At 73.1% G+C, this 19,023-nt stretch carries 17 protein-coding genes; 11 read left to right on the plus strand and 6 right to left on the minus strand.

The features are described 5' to 3' along the window. The first annotated feature begins 13 nt into the window (after window positions 1-13). From mce to ACWC97_RS05310, 7 genes are all read left to right on the plus strand, one after another. The gene (gene mce, locus ACWC97_RS05280) at window positions 14-442 is read left to right on the plus strand and encodes a methylmalonyl-CoA epimerase (protein ID WP_352277228.1); all 429 of its coding nucleotides are present in this window, start codon (window positions 14-16) and stop codon (window positions 440-442) included. A 232-nt stretch (window positions 443-674) separates the two neighbouring features. After that, a complete protein-coding gene (scy, locus tag ACWC97_RS05285) occupies window positions 675-4,502 on the plus strand; it encodes a polarized growth protein Scy (RefSeq protein ID WP_450647575.1) in 3,828 nt (1,275 codons plus the stop codon). Window positions 4,503-4,683: 181 nt separating this feature from the next. Beyond that, window positions 4,684-5,622, plus strand: a complete 939-nt coding sequence (locus ACWC97_RS05290) for a coiled-coil domain-containing protein (RefSeq protein ID WP_352277224.1) — start codon at window positions 4,684-4,686, stop codon at window positions 5,620-5,622. Window positions 5,623-5,703: 81 nt separating this feature from the next. Beyond that, window positions 5,704-6,705: an ABC transporter ATP-binding protein gene (locus ACWC97_RS05295; protein WP_352277222.1), complete on the plus strand. Its 1,002-nt coding sequence runs from the start codon at window positions 5,704-5,706 to the stop codon at window positions 6,703-6,705. Window positions 6,706-6,710: 5 nt separating this feature from the next. Then, complete coding sequence (locus ACWC97_RS05300) at window positions 6,711-7,490, plus strand: ABC transporter permease (RefSeq protein ID WP_385215141.1); 780 nt, start codon at window positions 6,711-6,713, stop codon at window positions 7,488-7,490. Between the two features lie 139 nt (window positions 7,491-7,629). After that, window positions 7,630-8,763 (plus strand): ATP-binding cassette domain-containing protein, encoded by a 1,134-nt coding sequence (locus ACWC97_RS05305; protein WP_352277218.1) that lies wholly within the window; start codon window positions 7,630-7,632, stop codon window positions 8,761-8,763. Continuing rightward, complete coding sequence (locus ACWC97_RS05310) at window positions 8,760-9,602, plus strand: ABC transporter permease subunit (protein WP_352277217.1); 843 nt, start codon at window positions 8,760-8,762, stop codon at window positions 9,600-9,602. The genes ACWC97_RS05305 and ACWC97_RS05310 overlap by 4 nt, the downstream gene beginning before the upstream one ends. 7 nt (window positions 9,603-9,609) lie before the next feature. On the opposite strand, the gene ACWC97_RS05315 is transcribed toward ACWC97_RS05310, so the two are convergent. After that, window positions 9,610-9,939: an ATP/GTP-binding protein gene (locus ACWC97_RS05315; RefSeq protein ID WP_352277215.1), complete on the minus strand. Its 330-nt coding sequence runs from the start codon at window positions 9,937-9,939 to the stop codon at window positions 9,610-9,612. Window positions 9,940-10,150: 211 nt separating this feature from the next. Here ACWC97_RS05315 and ACWC97_RS05320 point away from each other — a divergent pair, with 211 nt between their 5' ends. Next, window positions 10,151-11,194 (plus strand): LLM class flavin-dependent oxidoreductase, encoded by a 1,044-nt coding sequence (locus ACWC97_RS05320; protein WP_450647579.1) that lies wholly within the window; start codon window positions 10,151-10,153, stop codon window positions 11,192-11,194. A 108-nt stretch (window positions 11,195-11,302) separates the two neighbouring features. On the opposite strand, the gene ACWC97_RS05325 is transcribed toward ACWC97_RS05320, so the two are convergent. Next, entirely contained in the window at window positions 11,303-11,695 is a 393-nt protein-coding gene (locus tag ACWC97_RS05325) for an SCO5389 family protein (protein WP_352277212.1), read from the minus strand. Between the two features lie 270 nt (window positions 11,696-11,965). On the opposite strand from ACWC97_RS05325, the gene nucS reads away from it, so the two are divergent. After that, a complete protein-coding gene (gene nucS / locus ACWC97_RS05330; protein ID WP_352277210.1) occupies window positions 11,966-12,637 on the plus strand; it encodes an endonuclease NucS in 672 nt (223 codons plus the stop codon). 67 nt (window positions 12,638-12,704) lie between these two features. Then, window positions 12,705-13,388 carry a 2-phosphosulfolactate phosphatase gene (locus tag ACWC97_RS05335; protein ID WP_450647581.1) on the plus strand — a complete coding sequence of 228 codons (684 nt, stop codon included), beginning with the start codon at window positions 12,705-12,707 and terminating at the stop codon, window positions 13,386-13,388. A gap of 47 nt (window positions 13,389-13,435) precedes the next feature. On the opposite strand, the gene ACWC97_RS05340 is transcribed toward ACWC97_RS05335, so the two are convergent. The 3 genes from ACWC97_RS05340 to ACWC97_RS05350 all read right to left on the minus strand — a co-directional run bounded on the left by ACWC97_RS05340 (window position 13,436) and on the right by ACWC97_RS05350 (window position 17,599). After that, entirely contained in the window at window positions 13,436-15,946 is a 2,511-nt protein-coding gene (locus ACWC97_RS05340) for an ATP-binding protein (RefSeq protein WP_450647583.1), read from the minus strand. A gap of 244 nt (window positions 15,947-16,190) precedes the next feature. Beyond that, on the minus strand, window positions 16,191-16,514 hold the full coding sequence (locus ACWC97_RS05345; protein WP_072486732.1) for an STAS domain-containing protein: 324 nt from the start codon (window positions 16,512-16,514) through the stop codon (window positions 16,191-16,193). 236 nt (window positions 16,515-16,750) lie between these two features. Beyond that, window positions 16,751-17,599 carry a 3-hydroxyacyl-CoA dehydrogenase family protein gene (locus tag ACWC97_RS05350; protein ID WP_352277204.1) on the minus strand — a complete coding sequence of 283 codons (849 nt, stop codon included), beginning with the start codon at window positions 17,597-17,599 and terminating at the stop codon, window positions 16,751-16,753. Between the two features lie 205 nt (window positions 17,600-17,804). Here ACWC97_RS05350 and ACWC97_RS05355 point away from each other — a divergent pair, with 205 nt between their 5' ends. Then, the gene (locus ACWC97_RS05355; protein ID WP_352277203.1) at window positions 17,805-18,377 is read left to right on the plus strand and encodes a cob(I)yrinic acid a,c-diamide adenosyltransferase; all 573 of its coding nucleotides are present in this window, start codon (window positions 17,805-17,807) and stop codon (window positions 18,375-18,377) included. A gap of 52 nt (window positions 18,378-18,429) precedes the next feature. Here the strand turns inward: ACWC97_RS05355 and ACWC97_RS05360 are convergent, their stop codons facing one another. Then, complete coding sequence (locus ACWC97_RS05360) at window positions 18,430-18,975, minus strand: hypothetical protein (RefSeq protein ID WP_352277346.1); 546 nt, start codon at window positions 18,973-18,975, stop codon at window positions 18,430-18,432. Window positions 18,976-19,023: the final 48 nt, after the last annotated feature.

The following is a 19,023-nucleotide window of genomic DNA, read 5'->3' on the forward strand; positions in this document are numbered from 1 at the left end:
CTGCACTGGTTCCATGCTGACGCGCATCGATCACATCGGAATCGCCTGTTTCGACCTGGACCGGACCGTCGAGTTCTACCGTTCGACGTACGGCTTCGAGGTCTTCCATTCGGAGGTCAACGAGGAGCAGGGCGTACGGGAGGCCATGCTCAAGATCAACGATACGTCCGACGGGGGCGCCTCCTACCTCCAGCTCCTGGAGCCGACCAGGGAGGACTCGGCCGTGGGCAAGTGGCTGGCGAAGAACGGCGAGGGCGTCCACCACATCGCCTTCGGGACCGCGGACGTCGACGGGGACGCCGAGGCGATCCGGGGCAAGGGCGTCCGGGTCCTGTACGACGAGCCCAGGACCGGCTCGATGGGCTCCAGGATCACCTTCCTGCACCCCAAGGACTGCCACGGGGTCCTCACCGAACTGGTCACGTCCGCAGCGGAGCACTGACCTCCGGATACCTGGCCCGGTAGAGTGGGCGGTTCCGGGCCGGGGCCGGATCGGGGCCGCGCCGCGTCCTCGTCGTTTGTCTGTCACCATTCCCCGGGGGACCGCTCGCCGGCGAGCGGTGCTCATTGCGACCAGGGTTGGGGTCTTCCCTGCTCAATGGGTCATCCCCTGCTCGAACGAAGGTGAGAGCTCGGGAAGAAGTTGAGAGCTCGGGGAAGGATGGGACCGCGCAGTGCGGGGCTACGAACGCCAGGAGAGCCACCGAGCTGAAGACGACCATCTCTCGCGGTTCGAGGCCGAGATGGACCGGCTGAAGACCGACCGGGAGAAGGCCGTCCAGCACGCCGAGGACCTCGGTTACCAGGTCGAGGTCTTGCGCGCCAAGCTGCACGAGGCTCGGCGCAATCTCGCGAGCCGTCCCGCGTACGACGGCGCGGACCTCGGCTACCAGGCCGAGCAGATGCTCCGCAACGCGCAGGTCCAGGCGGACCAGCTGCGGACCGACGCGGAGCGGGAGCTGCGCGAGGCCCGGGCGCAGACGCAGCGGATCCTCCAGGAGCACGCCGAGCACCAGGCACGGCTCCAGGCCGAGCTGCACAACGAGGCCGTGCAGCGGCGCCAGCAGCTCGACCAGGAGCTGGCCGAGCGCCGTCAGACCGTCGAGTCGCACGTCAACGAGAACGTCGCCTGGGCCGAGCAGCTGCGGGCCCGTACGGAGGCCCAGGCCCGCCGGCTGATGGAGGAGTCCCGGGCGGAGGCCGAGCAGTCCCTGGCGTCGGCCCGCGCCGAGGCGGCCCGGCTCGCGGAGGAGACCCGGCAGCGGGTCGGCTCCGAGGCGCAGGCGGCCCGCGCCGAGGCCGAGACGATCCTGCTGCGCGCCCGCAAGGAGGCCGAGCGGCTCCTCGAAACCGCCTCCGCCCAGGCCCGCGAGGCCACCAGCCACGCGGAGCGGCTCCGTACGTCGACGACGGCGGAGACCGAGCAGACCCGGCAGCGGACCGCCGAGCTGGGCCGGGCGGCCGAGCAGCGCATGCAGGAGGCCGAGACCCGGCTGCGCGAGGCGCGGCTGGCGGCCGAGAAGGTCACCGCCGAGGCGAAGGAGGCCGCCGTCAAGCGGCTGGCCGCCGCCGAGTCGGAGAACGACCAGCGCACCCGTACCGCCCGGTCGGAGATCGCCCGGCTGGTCGGCGAGGCCACCAAGGAGGCCGAGGCCCTGAAGGCGGAGGCCGAGCAGGCGCTCGCCGACGCCCGCGCCGAGGCGGACCGGCTGAAGTCCGAGGCCGCCGAGAAGGCCCGTACCGCCGCCGCCGAGGATGCCGCGGCCCAGCTCGCCAAGGCCGCCCGGAGCGCCGAGGAGGTGCTGACCAAGGCGTCCGAGGACGCGCGGGCCACCACCCGCGCGGCGGGCGAGGAGGCCGAGCGGATCCGCCGCGAGGCCGAGGCCGAGGCGGACCGGCTGCGCGGCGAGGCCGCCGAGCAGGCCGACCAGCTCAAGGGCGCGGCCAAGGACGACACCAAGGAGTACCGGGCCAAGACGGTCGAACTCCAGGAGGAGGCGCGGCGGCTGCGCGGCGAGGCCGAGCAGCTGCGCTCCGAGGCGGTCGCCGAGGGCGAGCGGATCCGCGGCGAGGCGCGCCGCGAGGCCCTCCAGCAGATCGAGGAGGGCGCGAAGACCGCCGAGGAGCTGCTGGCCAAGGCGAAGGCGGACGCGGAGGAGCTGCGCTCGACGGCGGGCGCCGAGGGCGAGCGGGTCCGCGCCGAGGCGGCCGAGCGTGCCGGGGCGCTGCGCAAGCAGGCCGAGGAGGCCCTGGAGCGGGCCCGTACCGAGGCCGAGGAGGTGCGCAAGGAGGCCGAGGAGCTGGCCGCCTCGACCACCGCCGCGGCCGAGGCGGCGGCGGCCGCGCTGCGCGAGGAGACCGAGCGGGCGGTCGCGGCCCGGCAGTCGGAGGCGGCCGAGGAGCTGACCCGGCTGCGCTCCGAGGCGGAGACCAAGGTCGCCACCGCCGAGCAGACGCTCACCGACGCCCGTACCGAGGCCGAGGCGCTGCGCCGGGAGACCGGCGAGGAGACCGAGCGGCTGCGCACGGAGGCCGCCGAGCGTGCCCGTGCGCTGCGCGAGCAGGCCGAGGCGGAGGCCGAGCGGCTGCGCGACGAGGCGGCTTCGGACGCCTCGCAGGCGCGGGCGGAGGGCGAGGCCGTCGCCGTACGGCTGCGTTCGGAGGCCGCGGCGGAGGCCGAGCGGCTCAAGACCGAGGCCCAGGAGGCGGCGGACCGGCTGCGCGCCGAGGCCGCGGCCGCGGCGGAACGGGTGGGCACGGAGGCCGCCGAGGCGCTGGCCGCCGCGCAGGAGGAGGCGAACCGGCGCCGCCGGGAGGCCACCGAGACCCTGGACGCGGCGCGCGCCGAGGCGAACCAGGAGCGCGAGCGCGCCCGCGAGCAGAGCGAGGAGCTGCTGGCCTCCGCCCGCAAGCGGGTCGAGGAGGCGCAGGCCGAGGCGCAGCGCCTGGTCGAGGAGGCGGACGCACGGGCGACCGAGCTGGTCTCGACGGCGGAGCAGACCGCCCAGCAGGTACGGGATTCGGTCAGCGGGCTCCAGGAGCAGGCCGAGGCGGAGATCGCCGGGCTGCGCTCGGCCGCCGAGCACGCCGCGGAGCGGACGAAGTCCGAGGCGCAGGAGGAGGCGGACCGGGTCCGCTCCGACGCGCACGCCGAGCGGGACCGGGCCGGTGAGGACGCGGCCCGGATCCGCGAGGAGGCGCGGGAGCAGGCCGACGCCGCGAGGGCCACGGCCGAGCGGACCGTCGCCGACGCGGTCGCCGAGTCGGAGCGGCTGCGGGCGGACACCGCCGAGTACAGCCAGCGGATGCGTACGGAGGCGTCCGACGCGCTGGCCTCGGCCGAGCAGGACGCCTCGCGGAGCCGCGCCGAGGCCCGCGAGGACGCCAACCGGATGCGTTCCGACGCCGCGACCCAGGCCGACCGGCTGGTCGGCGAGGCGACCGGCGAGGCCACCCGGCTCGTCGAGGAGGCCACGCAGCAGGCGGCCGCTCTGGTCGAGGAGGCCACCCAGCAGGCGGCCCGGCTGTCGGGCGAGGCGGCGGACGAGGCCGAGCGGATGCGGGCGGAGGCGGCGGCCACCGTCGGCTCGGCCCAGGAGCACGCGGCCCGTACCCGCGAGGAGGCCGAGCGGGTCCGTACCGAGGCGGAGGCGGCGGCCGAGCAGCTGCGCACCGAGGCCCGCGAGGAGGCGGACCGGCTGCTCGACGAGGCGCGGGAGGCCGCGGCGAAGCGCCGGGCCGACGCGGCCGAGCAGGCCGACCAGCTCATCGAGAAGGCCCGCGAGGAGGCGCTGCGCGTCGCCACCGAGGCCGAGGAGCAGGCCGACACGATGGTCGGCGCGGCCCGCAAGGAGGCCGTGCGGATCACGTCGGAGGCGACCGTCGAGGGCAACTCCCTGGTGGAGCGGGCCCGTACGGACGCGGACGAGCTGCTGGTCGGCGCGCGCCGGGACGCCACGGCGATCCGCGAGCGGGCCGAGGAGCTGCGGGCCCGTCTGGAGGGCGAGATCGAGGAGCTGCACGACCGGGCCCGGCGGGAGACCGCCGAGCAGATGAAGACGGCGGGCGAGCGCGTCGACAACCTGATGAAGGCGGCGACGGAGCAGCGCGACGAGGCGGCGGCCAAGGCCAAGGAGCTGCTGGCGGACGCCAATTCGGAGGCGAGCAAGGTCCGGATCGCCGCGGTGAAGCGGGCCGAGTCGCTGCTGAAGGAGGCCGAGCAGAAGAAGGCCACGCTGGTCCGCGAGGCCGAGAAGCTGCACGCCGACGCGGAGGCCGAGGCGAAGCGGATCGTCGACGAGGGCCGGCGCGAGCTGGATCTGCTGGTGCGCCGCCGCGAGGACATCAACACCGAGATCTCCCGCGTCCAGGACGTCCTGGAGGCGCTGGAGTCCTTCGAGACCCCGGCAGGCGGCGGCAAGGGAACGGGCGGCTCCTCCGGCGGCGTCAAGGCCGGAGCCGGTTCCTCCACTCGATCGGGTGGCAAGTCGTCGGAGAGCTGAGGGATGTTCAACTGCCCCCGGCAGGACCGTTCCGCCCTCCGGGTGGCAAGGGATGCCGGGGCCGGCCACTCAAAAGAGGTGTCATTCTCCAGATCAAAAAGGCATCCACTCGATGACACGCCGTTCAGGCCCCTAGGATTCCCCCTATAACACCTCACCGGTCTCATCCGACAGGAACCCCATGAGCGACCCTTCCTCCCCCTTCGGCTTCGAACTCGTCCGACGTGGATACGACCGCGGTCAGGTGGATGACCGCATTACCAAGCTCGTCGCCGACCGTGATAGTGCCCTGACCCGCATCACGTCTCTGGAAAAGCGCATCGAGGAGCTCCACCTCGAAACGCAGAACGCCCAGGCCCAGGTGAGCGACGCGGAGCCGTCGTACGCCGGTCTCGGTGCCCGTGTCGAGAAGATCCTCCGGCTGGCCGAGGAGGAGGCGAAGGACCTGCGTGAGGAGGCCCGTCGCGGTGCCGAGCAGCACCGCGAGCTCGCCGAGTCCGCCGCCCAGCAGGTGCGCAACGACGCCGAGACCTTCGCCGCCGAGCGCAAGGCGAAGGCCGAGGACGAGGGCGTCCGGATCGTCGAGAAGGCCAAGGGTGAGGCCGGCTCGCTGCGCGCCGAGGCGCAGAAGGACGCGGCGCAGAAGCGCGAGGAGGCGGACGCCCTCTTCGAGGAGACCCGCGCCAAGGCCGCCCAGGCCGCCGCGGACTTCGAGACCAACCTGGCCAAGCGCCGCGACCAGTCGGAGCGCGACCTCGCGTCCCGTCAGGCCAAGGCCGAGAAGCGCCTCGCCGAGATCGAGCACCGCGCCGAGCAGCTCCGCCTGGAGGCCGAGAAGCTCCGTACGGACGCCGAGCGCCGGGCCCGTCAGACGGTGGAGACCGCGCAGCGCCAGTCCGAGGACATCGTGGCCGACGCGAACGCCAAGGCCGACCGGATCCGCAGCGAATCGGAGCGCGAGCTGGCGGCGCTCACCAACCGCCGCGACTCGATCAACGCCCAGCTGACCAACGTCCGCGAGATGCTGGCCACGCTGACCGGTGCCGCGGTCGCCGCCGCCGGCGCTCCCGCCGACGACGAGCCGGTCACCCGTGGTGTCCCGGCCCAGCAGGGCCGCTGACCCTTCGGCAGTACGCCTCTCAACGCGCCCGGTTCCGCCTTTGTGGTGGCGCCGGGCGCGCGGCCGTTCTAGCGTGAACGCATGATCGAGCTCGATGGCCTCACGAAACGCTTCGGCAACAAGGTTGCCGTCGACCGACTCTCCTTCCGGGTGAAGCCCGGAATGGTGACGGGTTTTCTGGGACCCAACGGGGCGGGCAAGTCCACGACGATGCGGATGATGCTCGACCTCGACAATCCGACCAGTGGTTCGGTACGGATCGACGGCAGGCCCTACCACGAGCTCGACGAACCCCTGAAGCACATCGGGGCGCTGCTGGACGCCAAGTCGATGCACGGCGGGCGCAGCGCGTACAACAATCTGCTCTGCCTCGCGCAGAGCAACCGCATCCCGGAGGCCCGGGTCGCGCAGGTGCTGGACACCGTGGGGCTGACGGCGGTGGCGAAGAAGAAGTCGAAGGGCTTCTCGCTCGGCATGGGGCAGCGGCTCGGGATCGCGGCGGCGCTCCTCGGCGACCCGCAGGTCCTGCTCTTCGACGAGCCCGTCAACGGCCTGGACCCCGAGGGCATCCACTGGATCCGCCATCTGATGAAGGCGCTCGCCGCGGAGGGCCGGACAATCTTCGTCTCCAGCCACCTCATGAGCGAGATGGCGCTCACCGCCGACCATCTGATCGTGATCGGCCAGGGGAAGCTGCTCGCGGACACGTCGATGGCCGACTTCATCCAGCAGAACTCCCGCAGTTACGTACGGCTGCGCTCGCCGGAGCCGGAGCGGCTGCGGGACGTGCTGCACGCGGAGGGGCTGGTCGTGGTCGAGACCACCGGCGGGATGCTGGAGGTCGACGGTGCCACCACCGAGGCGCTCGGTGAGCTGGCCGCACGGCACCGGATCACACTGCACGAGCTGAGCGGCCAGCGGGCCTCGCTGGAGGACGCGTTCATGCAGATGACGGCGGGCTCCGTGGAGTACCACGCGCACGCGGACCACATGACGGCGCCACCGCCCGAGGGCCCGCAGTGGGGCGACCAGTGGAACGCGCGGACCGGTGACAGCCCGGCCGCCGACGGCAAGGAAGCGTGACGACGATGGCATCGGTACCCGCGGTCCTGACCTCCGAGTGGACCAAGATCCGTACGGTCTCGTCGACCGTCTGGACGCTGATCTCGGCGTTCGTCGTCACCGTCGCGATGGGCGCGGCGCTCTGCGCCCTGATGAACGCCCAGTTCAACGAGCTCCCGGAGCTGGAACGGGGCACGTTCGACCCGACGCTGATCAGCTTCTCCGGCATGACCCTCGGCCAGCTGGCGATGGTCGTCTTCGGGGTGCTGGTGGTCGGTACGGAGTACAGCTCCGGCATGATCCGCACCTCGCTGGCGGCGGTGCCCCGGCGTGGCGCGTTCCTGTTCAGCAAGGTCGCGGTGGCGGGGGTGCTGGCCCTGCTGGTGGGGCTCGCGACCAGCTTCGTCTCGTTCTTCCTCGGGCAGGCGCTGCTCGGCGACCACCGCACGGACATCGGCGCGGAGCATGTGCTGCGGGCGGTGGTCGGCGGCGGGCTCTACATGGGTCTGATCGGGATCTTCTCCATGGGGGTGGCGACGATGCTCCGCAGCTCCATGCTGTCCCTCGGCATCCTGATGCCGTTCTTCTTCCTGGTGTCCCAGATCCTCTCGGTGGTCCCGGGGGCGAAGAAGGTCGCCCGCTACTTCCCGGACCAGGCGGGGTCCAAGATCATGCAGGTGGTGCCCGACGCCATGGGCAGCGCCCCGGCCCCGTACGGGCCGTGGGGCGGGTTCGGCATCCTGCTCGCCTGGGTCGCGGCCGCGCTGGTCGGCGGCTACCTGGTGCTGCGGAAGCGGGATGCCTGAGATCGTCCTGGAATCGACGCACGTGTGTAACGGCTTGGCCGGAACCGTCAGCGGCTCGTTATCCTCCTAACTCTTACGGGGGCGTACGGCCACGCGGCCGGGGCCCCGACGACAGAGTTTGAGTCGATGGGGCTGAAGCATGATCGAGGCAGTCGGCCTGACGAAGCGCTATGGCGCCAAGACGGCCGTGCACAACCTTTCCTTCCAGGTGCGGCCGGGGGCCGTCACCGGGTTCCTCGGTCCCAACGGGTCGGGCAAGTCCACCACCATGCGCATGATCCTCGGCCTGGACCGGCCGACGTCGGGCAGCGTGACGATCGGTGGACACCCCTACCGCAGCCTGCCGAACGCCCCGCGTCAGGTGGGTGCGCTGCTGGACGCGAAGGCGGTGCACGGCGGGCGCAGCGCCCGTAATCACCTGCTCTCGCTCGCCCAGCTCGCCGGAATCCCGGCCGCCCGGGTCGACGAGGTGCTCGGTGTCGTCGGGCTCCAGGACGTGGCCCGCAGGCGGTCCAGCGGCTTCTCGCTCGGCATGGGGCAGCGGCTCGGGATCGCGGCGGCGCTCCTCGGCGACCCGCAGGTCCTGCTCTTCGACGAGCCCGTCAACGGCCTGGACCCCGAGGGCATCCTCTGGGTCCGCAACCTGATGAAGATGCTGGCGGCCGAGGGCCGCACGGTCTTCGTCTCCAGCCACCTCATGAGCGAGATGGCGCTCACCGCCGACCACCTGATCGTGATCGGCCGGGGGCAGCTGCTCGCCGACATGGACGTCAAGGAGTTCATCTCGGCGAACTCCGCCGACTTCGCCCGGGTCCGGGTCGCCGACGGCCCCGCCGAGGAGCGCGAGAAGCTGATCGCCGCCCTGACCGGGGCGGGCGGGCAGGTGCTGTCGGAGCCGGACGGCGGGCTGCGGGTCACCGGGCTGCCGCTCCCCCGGATCAGCGACGTGGCGCACGGTGCGGACGTCCGGCTGTGGGAGCTGTCGCCGCACCAGGCGTCGCTGGAGGAGGCGTACATGCGGATGACCCAGTCGGTCGTCGACTACCGCTCGACGGCCGACCAGAAGGCCGGTCTCGTGCCCCCGCAGGAGCCCGGACAGCCGGGCTACGGACAGCCCGGCCACCCGGCCGGCCACGGGCAGCAGCCCGTCCCCGAGGCACCGCAGCAGAACTGGTACGCCCCGCCGCCGCCCGGCCAGAACCCGTACGCGGCGCCCCAGGCCCGGCCCACCGCAGACCTGACCACGCACGACACCAGCGAGGACGCCCGATGAGCACGCCGCCGATCCCGCAGGCACCGTCCCCGCACCACGGCCCGCAGACCGCCTTCGTCTCGCCGATCCCGGTGCGCGCGGCGACCCTCGGCGACGCGCTCGCCTCCGAGTGGACCAAGATCCGCTCGGTGCGCTCCACGATGTGGACGCTCGGGGTGATGATCGTGCTGCTCGTCGGAATCGGGGTGCTGGCCGCCGTCGCCGTGAACGCGACCGGCGCCGGCCTCGAATCGACCCCGGTGCTCAGCTTCGGCTTCTTCGGGGTGCTGCTGGGCTCGCTCTGCGTGATCACGCTCGGGGTGCTGACCATCGCGTCGGAGTACGGCACGGGCATGATCCGTACGACGCTGACGGCCTGCCCCAGCCGCGCCCGGGTCCTCGCCGCGAAGTCGATCGTCTTCTTCCTGCTGACCTTCGTGGTCACGACCGTGACCACGGCGGTGGTCGCGATGCTGCAGACCGCGATCATCGGCGGGGCGGACGCCGACGGCTCCCAGTGGCTGAGCGCGACCGTCGGGGTCGGCCTCTACATCGCGACGCTGGGGCTGCTCTCGCTCGCGGTCGGCGCCCTCGTCCGGCACTCCGCCGGGGCGATCACGATCATGATCGGTGTGGTGCTGCTGCCGCTGGTGCTGGCCATGTTCATGCTCTCGCAGTCCCTCGAGGACCTGCGGATGTGGCTCTTCGAGTACTCGATCCCCAGCCAGCTCAGCGTCCTCTACGAGACCGCGCCCACCACGTCCGGGCCGTCCGGCTGGGAGCCGGTCTGGATCATGCTCGGCGTCACGGCCGTGGCGCTGTTCTTCGCGTTCCTCTCGCTGGACCGCCGGGACGTGTGAACCGGCCTCAGTAGCGAGGCGCGTTCCGGGACCGCTGCACCTGTGTGGTGCGGCGGTCCTTCGCGTTCCAGCAGGCCTTGTGCCAGTGCCGGCGGTCGTCGATCCCCGCGTACTCGGACCAGGCCACCAGATGCGGGGTGCCGGGTGGGATCTCCTGGTCGCAGCCGGGGCAGCGGTAGCGCTTGCCGGCCGCGCTCGCCCCGCTGACCGGACGGACCGACCACTGCTCGCCCTGCCACTCCTCGGCCCGCCCGCCGCCGCCGTACCGGGCACCCGGCTCCGGCATGCTCTCGTGGGGACTCTCGCCGCCTCGGGGGCGGTTGCGGCGCGGGGACACGTGTACACCTCTCGGGGCAGTCCGGACGGGTCCCGTCCAGCGTAGGGCCATTCGGCGGACCCCGGTCCCCGCACCGCACGGCCGCCCCCACCGAAGAGGGTGAGTTACCGGAAAATCGCAACAACTTGCCCCGGGCCCGTGCCCTTGGCACGTGTCGGACGTTGTTGCTCTACAGGGGAGAGCCGCGTCGGCCGCAAGGAGGCAATAGGCGATGCGCGTGGGAACGTTCGTACTGGCGGCCCAGTTTCCGGGCCAGGGGGCGGCGGAGGCACTGCACCGCGCGGTCCGGTCCGCCGAGGTCGCGGAGGAGTCCGGGCTCGATGCGGTCTGGCTGGCGGAGCACCACTTCGTGCCGTACGGGGCCTGCCCGTCCGCCGTGACGCTGGCCGGGCTGCTGCTCGGCCGGACCCGCAGGATCCGGGTGGGCACGGCGGTGAGCGTGCTGCCGACCCAGCACCCGGTGGCGCTGGGCGAGCAGGCCGCGCTGCTCCACCTCACCAGCGGCGGCCGGTTCAGCCTCGGCGTCGGCCGGGGCGGCCCCTGGGTGGACCTGGAGGTGTTCGGCGGCGGGCTGGAGGCGTACGAGAAGGGCTTCCCGGAGTCGCTGGGGCTGCTGCTGGACTGGCTGCGCGAACCCCGGGTGGCGGGGCGCGGCGAGCGGTACGCCTTCCGCGAGGTCGCCGTGGTCCCCCGCCCCGACGAGCTCTTCGTCGGCGACGGGGCGGCGGCCTGCGACGGCCCCGAGGTGATCGTCGCGTGCACCTCGCCGGGGACGGTCCGGCTCGCCGCCGAGCGGGGTCTGCCGATGCTGCTCGGGATGCACTGCGGGGACCAGGAGAAGGCGGACATGGTCGCGCTCTGGCGCTCCACCGCGCTCGACGCGGGCCATCCGCCCGAGCACGTCCGGTCGGCGGGACACGTCTCCGCCGGGGTGGCCCAGATCGCCGACCGCCCCGAGGAGGCGGTGGAGACGTTGGTGAAGGCGATGCCGGGCTGGCTGCGGCAGGGGCTGGCCGCGCATGTGACGGTCGACGGCCGGCACCGGGTGATGCGTGATCCGGTCGCGTACACGGAGCTGCTGTGCGGGCTGCACCCGGTGGGCCCGCCGCGCCTCGCCGCCGACCGGCTCGCCGCCACCGCCGAGCGCACCGGCATCACCCGGTTCGCGCTGCTCACGGAGGGCTCGGGAGAGCTGGCGGGCACGGAGGAGAACGTGACGCGACTGGGCACCGAAGTGCTCCCGCTGCTCACCTGACGCACCGGAGACCGGGCACGCCTTTCCCGGAGGCCGCGGTCCACCGCGGGTACGGAGCTGCCGCCCCGGAACCGGTCGCGCCACCGCGGCCCGGAACGGCAGCCGCCGTCAGCAGTCCCGCAGCTCCGGCGACTGGTTGAGCAGCTGGCCGCGCACCGAGGTGAACCGGGCCAGCCGCTCGTCGGACGAGGCGTCCAGCGGGAACACCGCCACGCGGTGGCAGTTCTGGAACGCCAGACGCACCCCGAAGTGCCGCTGGAGCGCACCCCGGATCGCGTCGCTCGCAAGGGCGCGCAGCAGCTGACCGCGCGCCTGCTCGTTGGGCGGCGGCGTCTGGTTGTCGGCGAACTCTCCGCCGTCCACCTTCAGTTGGGCCACCAACGAACTGATCATCTCCCATGCGTAGGGCAGGGAGGTCCGGACGCAGTCGACGAAGTCGGCTTCGTCGACCTCGCCTCGCTCGGCCTGTTCCAACAGCGCCGGTGAGACGTCGAGCGACATGGGGTTCTCCTCTCGCGACCCCGGCGCCGGGCCGGGGCCTTACGGGCTGGGACGGAGAGCGGCGACGCACCGTACACGCGCGACGACCTCCTGCTTCCACGGTAAGGGTGCAGTCCGGCCCGCACCAGGAGATTGGGAACACAACCGGCCATCAGCGAAGGCACCCAAAGGGGGGCAACCCCGAGGGGCACCGCACAGCGGTGACCGCAGATGCGGGTGTGACGGGGGAGAATCGCGTGGAGCCCCTCTCGTCGAGTAGCGTTGCCGACCATGCGTCTCGTCATCGCCCGCTGTTCCGTGGACTACGCCGGCCGTCTCACGGCCCACCTGCCCTCCGCTCCCCGTCTGATCCTGGTGAAGGCGGACGGGAGCGTCTCGATCCACGCCGACGACAGGGCGTACAAACCACTCAACTGGATGTCGCCGCCCTGCACCCTCAAGGAAGGCACCGGCGACAGCGCGGGTGTCTGGACCGTGGTGAACAAGGCGGGCGAGAAACTGATCATCACGATGGAGGAAGTCCTCCACGACTCGTCCCACGAACTGGGGGTGGACCCCGGCCTCATCAAGGACGGCGTGGAGGCGCACCTCCAGGAGCTGCTCGCCGACCGGATCGAGACCCTCGGCGAGGGCTACACCCTGATCCGCCGGGAGTACTTCACCGCCATCGGCCCGGTCGACATCCTGTGCCGGGACGCCGACGGCCGGACCGTGGCCGTGGAGCTGAAGCGGCGCGGCGACATCGACGGCGTGGAGCAGCTGACCCGTTATCTGGAGCTGCTCAACCGCGATCCCCATCTCGCCCCGGTGCGCGGCATCTTCGCGGCGCAGGAGATCAAGCCGCAGGCGCGGGTGCTGGCGACGGACCGCGGCATCGGCTGCGTCGTGCTCGACTACGACGCCCTGCGCGGCATCGAGGACGACAAGCTGCGCCTGTTCTGACCCTCCGGACCCGCCGCGCTCTCCACGCCCGTTCCCTTCCGGGGCGGGCGTGGATCATCATGCCCGGATGGATCCCCGTTTCCTCGGCATACCCGAACTGACCACCGAAGCCCCGTCCGTGGCGGTCGTCGTCGACGTCATGCGCGCCTGCACCGTGGCCGCCTGGGCCTTCGCCCGGGGGGCCGAGAGGATCGTGCTCACCGACACGCTGGACGAGGCGCTGGCGCTCAAGGCCCGCCACCCTGACTGGGCGGCGCTCAAGGACGGCCCGCCCGCACCCGGCTTCGACCTGGTCAACTCCCCCGGACAGCTCCGCTCCGCCGACCTCGGCGGGCGGACCGTCGTGCAGAAGACCACGGCCGGGACGGTCGGTGCCCTCGCCGTGCGGGACGCGTCGCTGGTGCTGTGCGCCGGTTTCGTGGTCGCGGAGGCGACCGCCCGGGTGCTGCGGGAGCGCGCCCCTGACGAGGTCACGTACGTGGTCACCGGCGAGGACGGGCGGGCCGACGAGGACCTCGCCTGCGCCCAGTACATCGCCGGACGGGCCGCCGGGGGTTCACCGGACCCGGCCGGGTACCTCCGCCGCGCCGCCGCCTCGCGCGCCGCCGCCGAGCTGACACAGGGCGTGCGCCGGGGCAGCCACCCCGACGACGTCGCCCTCTGCCTGGAGCTCGACCGGTTCCCCTTCGCCATGGTGGCGGCGGAGGAGGACGCGCTGCTGGTCCTCCGCCGGTACGACGGGAATCCCTGAGGGCCGTCCGGTGGTCCCGCGTCCGCCGGGGATCGCCGGGACGGCCCTCAGACGATCTCCGGGCCGTCGTCCCCGCCCGCCGACGCCGAGGTGGACGTGGCGGAGGGGCCGCTCGCCGAGTCGGAGGTGTCCGGCTCGGTGGGGCCGGGGTCGGTGGCCGTGTCGGAGGGGGTCGGGGAGTCGGACTCCGTCTCCGTGGGGGTCGGCTTCGGCGACTTCGTCGGCTTCGGCGGCGGGGAGGACTTCGTGCCGCTCTGCGTCCCGGTCGGCCGGGGCGAGGACGGCCCGGTGCTGGAGGGGGCGTCCGACGAGGCGCTCCCGCTCGGTCCGTCCGGGTCGCCGGACGGGTCGGTGCTGCCGCTCGGGGTGGGGCCGCTGTCGGACGGGCCGGGCGTCATGCCGTTGTCCGACCGCGTGGAGCCGGGCGTGGAGCCGTCCGCCGGGCCGTCGGCCGGGCTCTCGTCCTCGTCCTCCTCCTGGCCCTGCGTCTGCTCGGTCACGATGTCCTTGTGGCCCGGGACGTCGTCGTCGCCGGAGGTCAGACCCAGCGTCACCACGGTGCCGAGCACCCCGGTCAGCAGGATGCCCGCGAGGGTGGCGACCAGGTTGCGGCGGGCTCCGGCGAGCAGCGCCGAGCCGCCCCGAGCGGCCCCGGCCGGGGCCTTGGGGGTGCCGCCGTGCTGCGGCAGGGCGGCGGTGGTCCCGTACGGGCCGGGCGCGGGCCGCGACGCCACCGGCACCGCGCGGGTGACCGGTTCGTCCGCGCGGGGGGTGAGGGCGGGCAGCGGGGCCGTGACGGCGGCCGGGAGCTCCCCCTCCAGCGGGGCGAGGCTCGCCGGCAGCGCGCCGCCGGCCCGGTCCGCGACCAGGGCGAGGGCGCGGCGCCCGGCGACGGCGCCGGACTTGTCGGCCAGCGCCCCGCGCATGCCGATCGAGGTCTCCAGCTCGGCCCTGGCCCGGTCCGGGTTGCCGGTGAGGAGGGCGAGCACGCCCAGTTCGTGGTGGAGGTACGCCTCCTCGGCGACCTCCCCGGCGATCCGGGCGGCCTCCTGGCCGATCCGCAGCGCCCGCTCCCAGGCGCCCCAGTGAAGCCCCGCCGCGAAGGCCGGGGCGGCGCTGCGGGCCAGCAGCACGGCCACGCTGGCCTGTCCGGCGCCGTCGCCGGGGACCAGTTGGGCCATCGCCGCGAGGACCGCGTCGCCCTCGGCCGTCACCCGCTCGGGGGTGACCGAGGGGTGCCCGGCCCACCAGGCGTAGTGCTGGGCCGCGGTCCGGGCGCGCTCGGTGGCGCCCTCGCCGTATCCGGCGGCCTCCAGCTGGGTCACCACCCCGGCGGCCAGCCGGTAGCGGGACCCGGCCGGGGAGAGCAGCCCGCAGCCGGCCAGCTCGCCGAGCGCGGCGTCCGCGTGGGTGTCCCCGATGAGCGCCGGGAGATGCGCCTGGTGCGGCACCTCGCCGCCGAGCGCCACCGCGAAGCGCAGGGTCTCGCGGGCGGCCTCGCTGAGCCGGGAGGCGAGCAGGGCGGCCGGGGCCGCCCCCTCCCCCAGGCTCGGCAGCGGTACGTGGACGCCGTCGACGGCCGGGTCGTGGCCGAACGGGGCGTCCTGCGCCGGGCCGTCCTCGGTGTCGTACGCCCCGGGGTCGGCGCGCAGCAGGTCGCGCTGGCGCAGCAGGGCCGCGGCCTGGACGAAGCGGAGCGGCAGCCCCTCGGACTCGAACCGGAGGTCGCCCGCCCAGTTCCGTTCCTCCTCGGTGAGCGGGCGCTCGACGGCCCGCTCCAGCAGGTCGAGGCAGGCCCCGCGGCCGAGGCCCGCGAGGAAGACCTCTTCGAGCTGGGAGTCCGTGGTGGGCGCGGCGACGTCGGGCACCGTCGCGAACAGGAAGGCGCACTCCGGGGTGGCGTCGAGCAGCTCCTCCAGGGCCGTGCCGCCGAACTCCAGGTCGTCGAGGACGACGACGGCGCCGATGCGGCGGACCGCGTCGAGCAGCTGGGCCCGGTCGGGGCGGTGGTCCGGTGCGTCGTGGACCGCCTCGAAGAGGCCGTACAGGAGGTCGGCGGCGGTGCGCTTGTAGCCGCTGAGGCGTACGACGCCGTCGGGGGCGAGATCGGCGCAGTCGGCCGCCACGGCGTCCAGCAGGGCCGTACGGCCGGAGCCGCCGGGCCCGGTGAGCCGTACCGAGCGGCCCTGGGTGAGCAGCCGGACGAGCCGCTCGCGCTCCCGGGTGCGCTCCAGGAGGGGGAGCTGCGGGGCGGGCGGGCCCGGGGGCACGGGCGGCGCGGCGGCGCGCTCCCGGCCGGCGCGGCCGGCCTCGGTGCGCCGGGCGGGCGGGCCGGGGTGTTCACCGGGCGGGCAGAGCTCGATCTCGCTGCCGTCGACCGGGTTGACGGTGAGGAGGTAGTCGCCCGATATCAGCCGCACGGTCCGGGCCTGCGGCGGCGCGGGCCGCCCGGGGTCCGGGGTCAGCTGGCCGCGGACCGGCCGGCGGGGTCCGGCGGCCGTACCGGGGCCGTCGTCGTCCCGGCCGTACAGTTCCGGTCCCCGGTGTGTCGAATCCATCGACGAAAGCCCCCAGACGCGTCGCGCACGATTGCCCCTCCCGGCCTCACACGCCCCGCAGTCGCTTCTGGTCCGGTGTCCGCCCGGTGGGTTCCCGTCAATCGGCGGACGGGCCGAACCCTAATCCGTCGTGCGGTGCCCCCGCACAGCCGGGGGGTCGTGCCGCCCGAAGCGGCTCGCTCTCGCACGGATTGCGCGGATCTGTCCGTGGTGAGCGTCCGTGGTCCGGGCCGGGCGGGTGGTTCTACACCCGGGGCAGCGAGTCGGCGGCGATTCCGCCCTCGATGGCCAGAATGCGGTGCAGCCGGGTCGCCACCAGGAGACGCTGCATCTGCGGCGGCACTCCGCGGAGCACCAGCCGTCGGCCGGCCCGGCCGGCCCGGCGGTGGGCGCCCATGATGACGCCGAGTCCGGTGGCGTCCCAGGAGTCCAGCTCGGTCAGGTCGAGCACGAGGTCGCCGACCCCGTCGTCGAGGGCGGAGTGCAGGGCCGTACGGGCGTCCGCCGCGCTTCGGACGTCGAGGCGGCCCCCGACGACCAGTTCGGCGTGGTCGCCCCTGATGTGCATATGCGCTCCCCTGGAATGCCCCGTTGCAAGGTTCGTCTGTCTGTTCTGTCTCTGCCACAACTGACTCCGGCGGAGACAGGGAAGTTTCCGTCTGTAAGCGAACCGATACCGAATTCACCCCGTCGAGTGACCGAGGTGCGGCGAAGGCCGGATCGGGCCCACGGTTCCCGGGGCCTGCGCCCCGGGTCCCCGGGCGCCGGCCGACGGAGGACCGGCCCCCGGAGGACCGGGAACGATCAGTACGTGTAGAAGCCCTGCCCGCTCTTGCGGCCGATGTCACCTGCGTCCACCATCCGGCGCATCAGCTCCGGGGCGGCGAACTTCTCGTCCTGCGACTCCGTGTAGATGTTGCCGGTGGCGTGCAGCAGGATGTCGACGCCGGTCAGGTCCGCGGTGGCGAGCGGGCCCATGGCGTGGCCGAAACCAAGCTTGCAGGCGATGTCGATGTCCTCGGCCGAGGCGACGCCCGACTCGTACAGCTTGGCGGCCTCGACGACCAGGGCCGAGATCAGCCGGGTGGTGACGAAGCCGGCCACGTCGCGGTTGACGACGATGCAGGTCTTGCCGACGGACTCGGCGAACTCGCGCGCGGTGGCGAGGGTTTCGTCGCTGGTCTTGTAGCCGCGGACCAGCTCGCAGAGCTGCATCATCGGGACCGGCGAGAAGAAGTGCACACCGACGACGCGCTCGGGGCGCTCCGTCACGGCCGCGATCTTGGTGATCGGGATGGCGGAGGTGTTGGAGGCGAGGACCGTGTCCTCCCGGACGATCTTGTCGAGGGAGCGGAAGATCTCGTGCTTGACCTCCAGCTTCTCGAAGACGGCCTCGACAACGACGTCCGCGTCGGCGACCGCGTCGAGGTCGGTGGTGGTCGTGATGCGGGCGAGGGCGGCCTCGGCGTCGGCCGCGTCCAGCTTGCCCTTGGAGACGAACTTGGCGTACGACGCCTCGATGCCGCCACGACCGCGGGCCAGCGCCTCGTCGGTGACGTCGCGCAGCACCACGTCCCAGCCCGCCTGGGCGGACACCTGCGCGATACCGGACCCCATGAGTCCGGCTCCGATGACGGCGAGCTTCCTGGCCACGTATGCACCCCTTGGTTCAGTGTTTCGCGCGCGCGGCTGGTCCCCGCACGGCCTGTCCTCACGCTTGTTCACATGCCCTCCGGCGGAGATTAGTACCCGGGAAGGGCCCTGGGGCCGTGAAGAGATGCGCGTCACGTCTCACATGACGGACATCACACCGGCAGGGGTCATCCGGCGGCGCGCCGGGCGTAGTTACGCTGACGGCATGGTCAATCTGACACGTATCTACACCCGCACCGGCGACCAGGGCACCACCGCGCTGGGCGACATGAGCCGCACCGCCAAGACCGATCTGCGGATCTCCGCGTACGCCGACACCAACGAGGCCAATGCCGTCATCGGGACCGCCATCGCGCTCGGGCAGCTCTCCGAGGACGTGGTGAAGGTGCTCGTCCGGGTGCAGAACGACCTGTTCGACGTGGGCGCGGACCTGTCGACCCCGGTCGTCGAGGACCCGAAGTACCCGCCGCTGCGCGTGGAGCAGTCCTACGTCGACAAGCTGGAGGCGGACTGCGACCGCTTCCTGGCGGAGCTGGAGAAGCTGCGCAGCTTCATCCTGCCGGGCGGTACGCCCGGGGCCGCGCTGCTGCACCAGGCGTGCACGGTGGTCCGGCGCGCGGAGCGGTCCACCTGGGCGGCGCTGGAGGTGCACGGCGACGTGATGAACGCGCTGACCGCCACGTACCTCAACCGCCTCTCCGACCTGTTGTTCATCCTGGCGAGGACGGCGAACAAGGAGGTCGGGGACGTGCTGTGGGTGCCGGGCGGCGAGCGGTAGCGGACCGTCCTCCCGGGCGGGCCCGCACCCCCGTGGCGGGCCTGTCCCGGTGTCAGCGGACGGCTTTGGGCTCCTGCTTGGGGAACAGCGTGTAGCTCACGGCGATGACCAGGTTGATGCCGATGACCAGCAGCATCTTCTCCTGCCAGGCCCGCAGCGAGGAGACGTCGCCGTCCCCGCCCACGTACCAGGCGGCCGCCTGGAGCAGCGCCAGCGCGGTCGCCGCCGCGAGGGACCAGCGCCCGGCGACCCGCCATTCGTGCGCCGCGCGCGCCCGGCCGTACTTCGGCGGCTTCACCGGCGGCGGACCGCCCGCCCACCGGTGGGCGACCCGGGCGTCGACCCAGCGGATCGTGGAGTGGCCGAGCCCCACCGTGAAGCCGATGTAGACCGCGGCGAGCCCGTGCTTCCAGTCCGGCTGCGCCCCGTTCTTCAGGTCGATGGCGGTCACCACCAGGAGCACGAGCTCCAGCAGCGGCTCGCACAGCAGCACGGCCGCCCCGAGCCTCGGCTTCCTCGCCCAGTACCGCAGGGCCAGCCCGGCCGCCAGCAGCACCCAGAAGGCGACCTCGCAGAGCACGATCAGTGTGACGATCACGGCGTTTCCCTTCTTCTCCCCGTTCCCTCCAGCATTCCGGCCGTCCGG

Source organism: Streptomyces sp. NPDC001108 (assembly GCF_053598535.1).

Coding starts and splice junctions, on each gene's coding strand:
- mce (WP_352277228.1), top strand. CDS start 14: ATGCTGACGCGCATCGATCACATCGGAATCGCCTGTTTCGACCTGGAC.
- ACWC97_RS05290 (WP_352277224.1), top strand. CDS start 4,684: ATGAGCGACCCTTCCTCCCCCTTCGGCTTCGAACTCGTCCGACGTGGA.
- ACWC97_RS05295 (WP_352277222.1), top strand. CDS start 5,704: ATGATCGAGCTCGATGGCCTCACGAAACGCTTCGGCAACAAGGTTGCC.
- ACWC97_RS05300 (WP_385215141.1), top strand. CDS start 6,711: ATGGCATCGGTACCCGCGGTCCTGACCTCCGAGTGGACCAAGATCCGT.
- ACWC97_RS05305 (WP_352277218.1), top strand. CDS start 7,630: ATGATCGAGGCAGTCGGCCTGACGAAGCGCTATGGCGCCAAGACGGCC.
- ACWC97_RS05310 (WP_352277217.1), top strand. CDS start 8,760: ATGAGCACGCCGCCGATCCCGCAGGCACCGTCCCCGCACCACGGCCCG.
- ACWC97_RS05320 (WP_450647579.1), top strand. CDS start 10,151: ATGCGCGTGGGAACGTTCGTACTGGCGGCCCAGTTTCCGGGCCAGGGG.
- ACWC97_RS05325 (WP_352277212.1), bottom strand. CDS start 11,695: ATGTCGCTCGACGTCTCACCGGCGCTGTTGGAACAGGCCGAGCGAGGC.
- nucS (WP_352277210.1), top strand. CDS start 11,966: ATGCGTCTCGTCATCGCCCGCTGTTCCGTGGACTACGCCGGCCGTCTC.
- ACWC97_RS05335 (WP_450647581.1), top strand. CDS start 12,705: ATGGATCCCCGTTTCCTCGGCATACCCGAACTGACCACCGAAGCCCCG.
- ACWC97_RS05340 (WP_450647583.1), bottom strand. CDS start 15,946: ATGGATTCGACACACCGGGGACCGGAACTGTACGGCCGGGACGACGAC.
- ACWC97_RS05345 (WP_072486732.1), bottom strand. CDS start 16,514: ATGCACATCAGGGGCGACCACGCCGAACTGGTCGTCGGGGGCCGCCTC.
- ACWC97_RS05355 (WP_352277203.1), top strand. CDS start 17,805: ATGGTCAATCTGACACGTATCTACACCCGCACCGGCGACCAGGGCACC.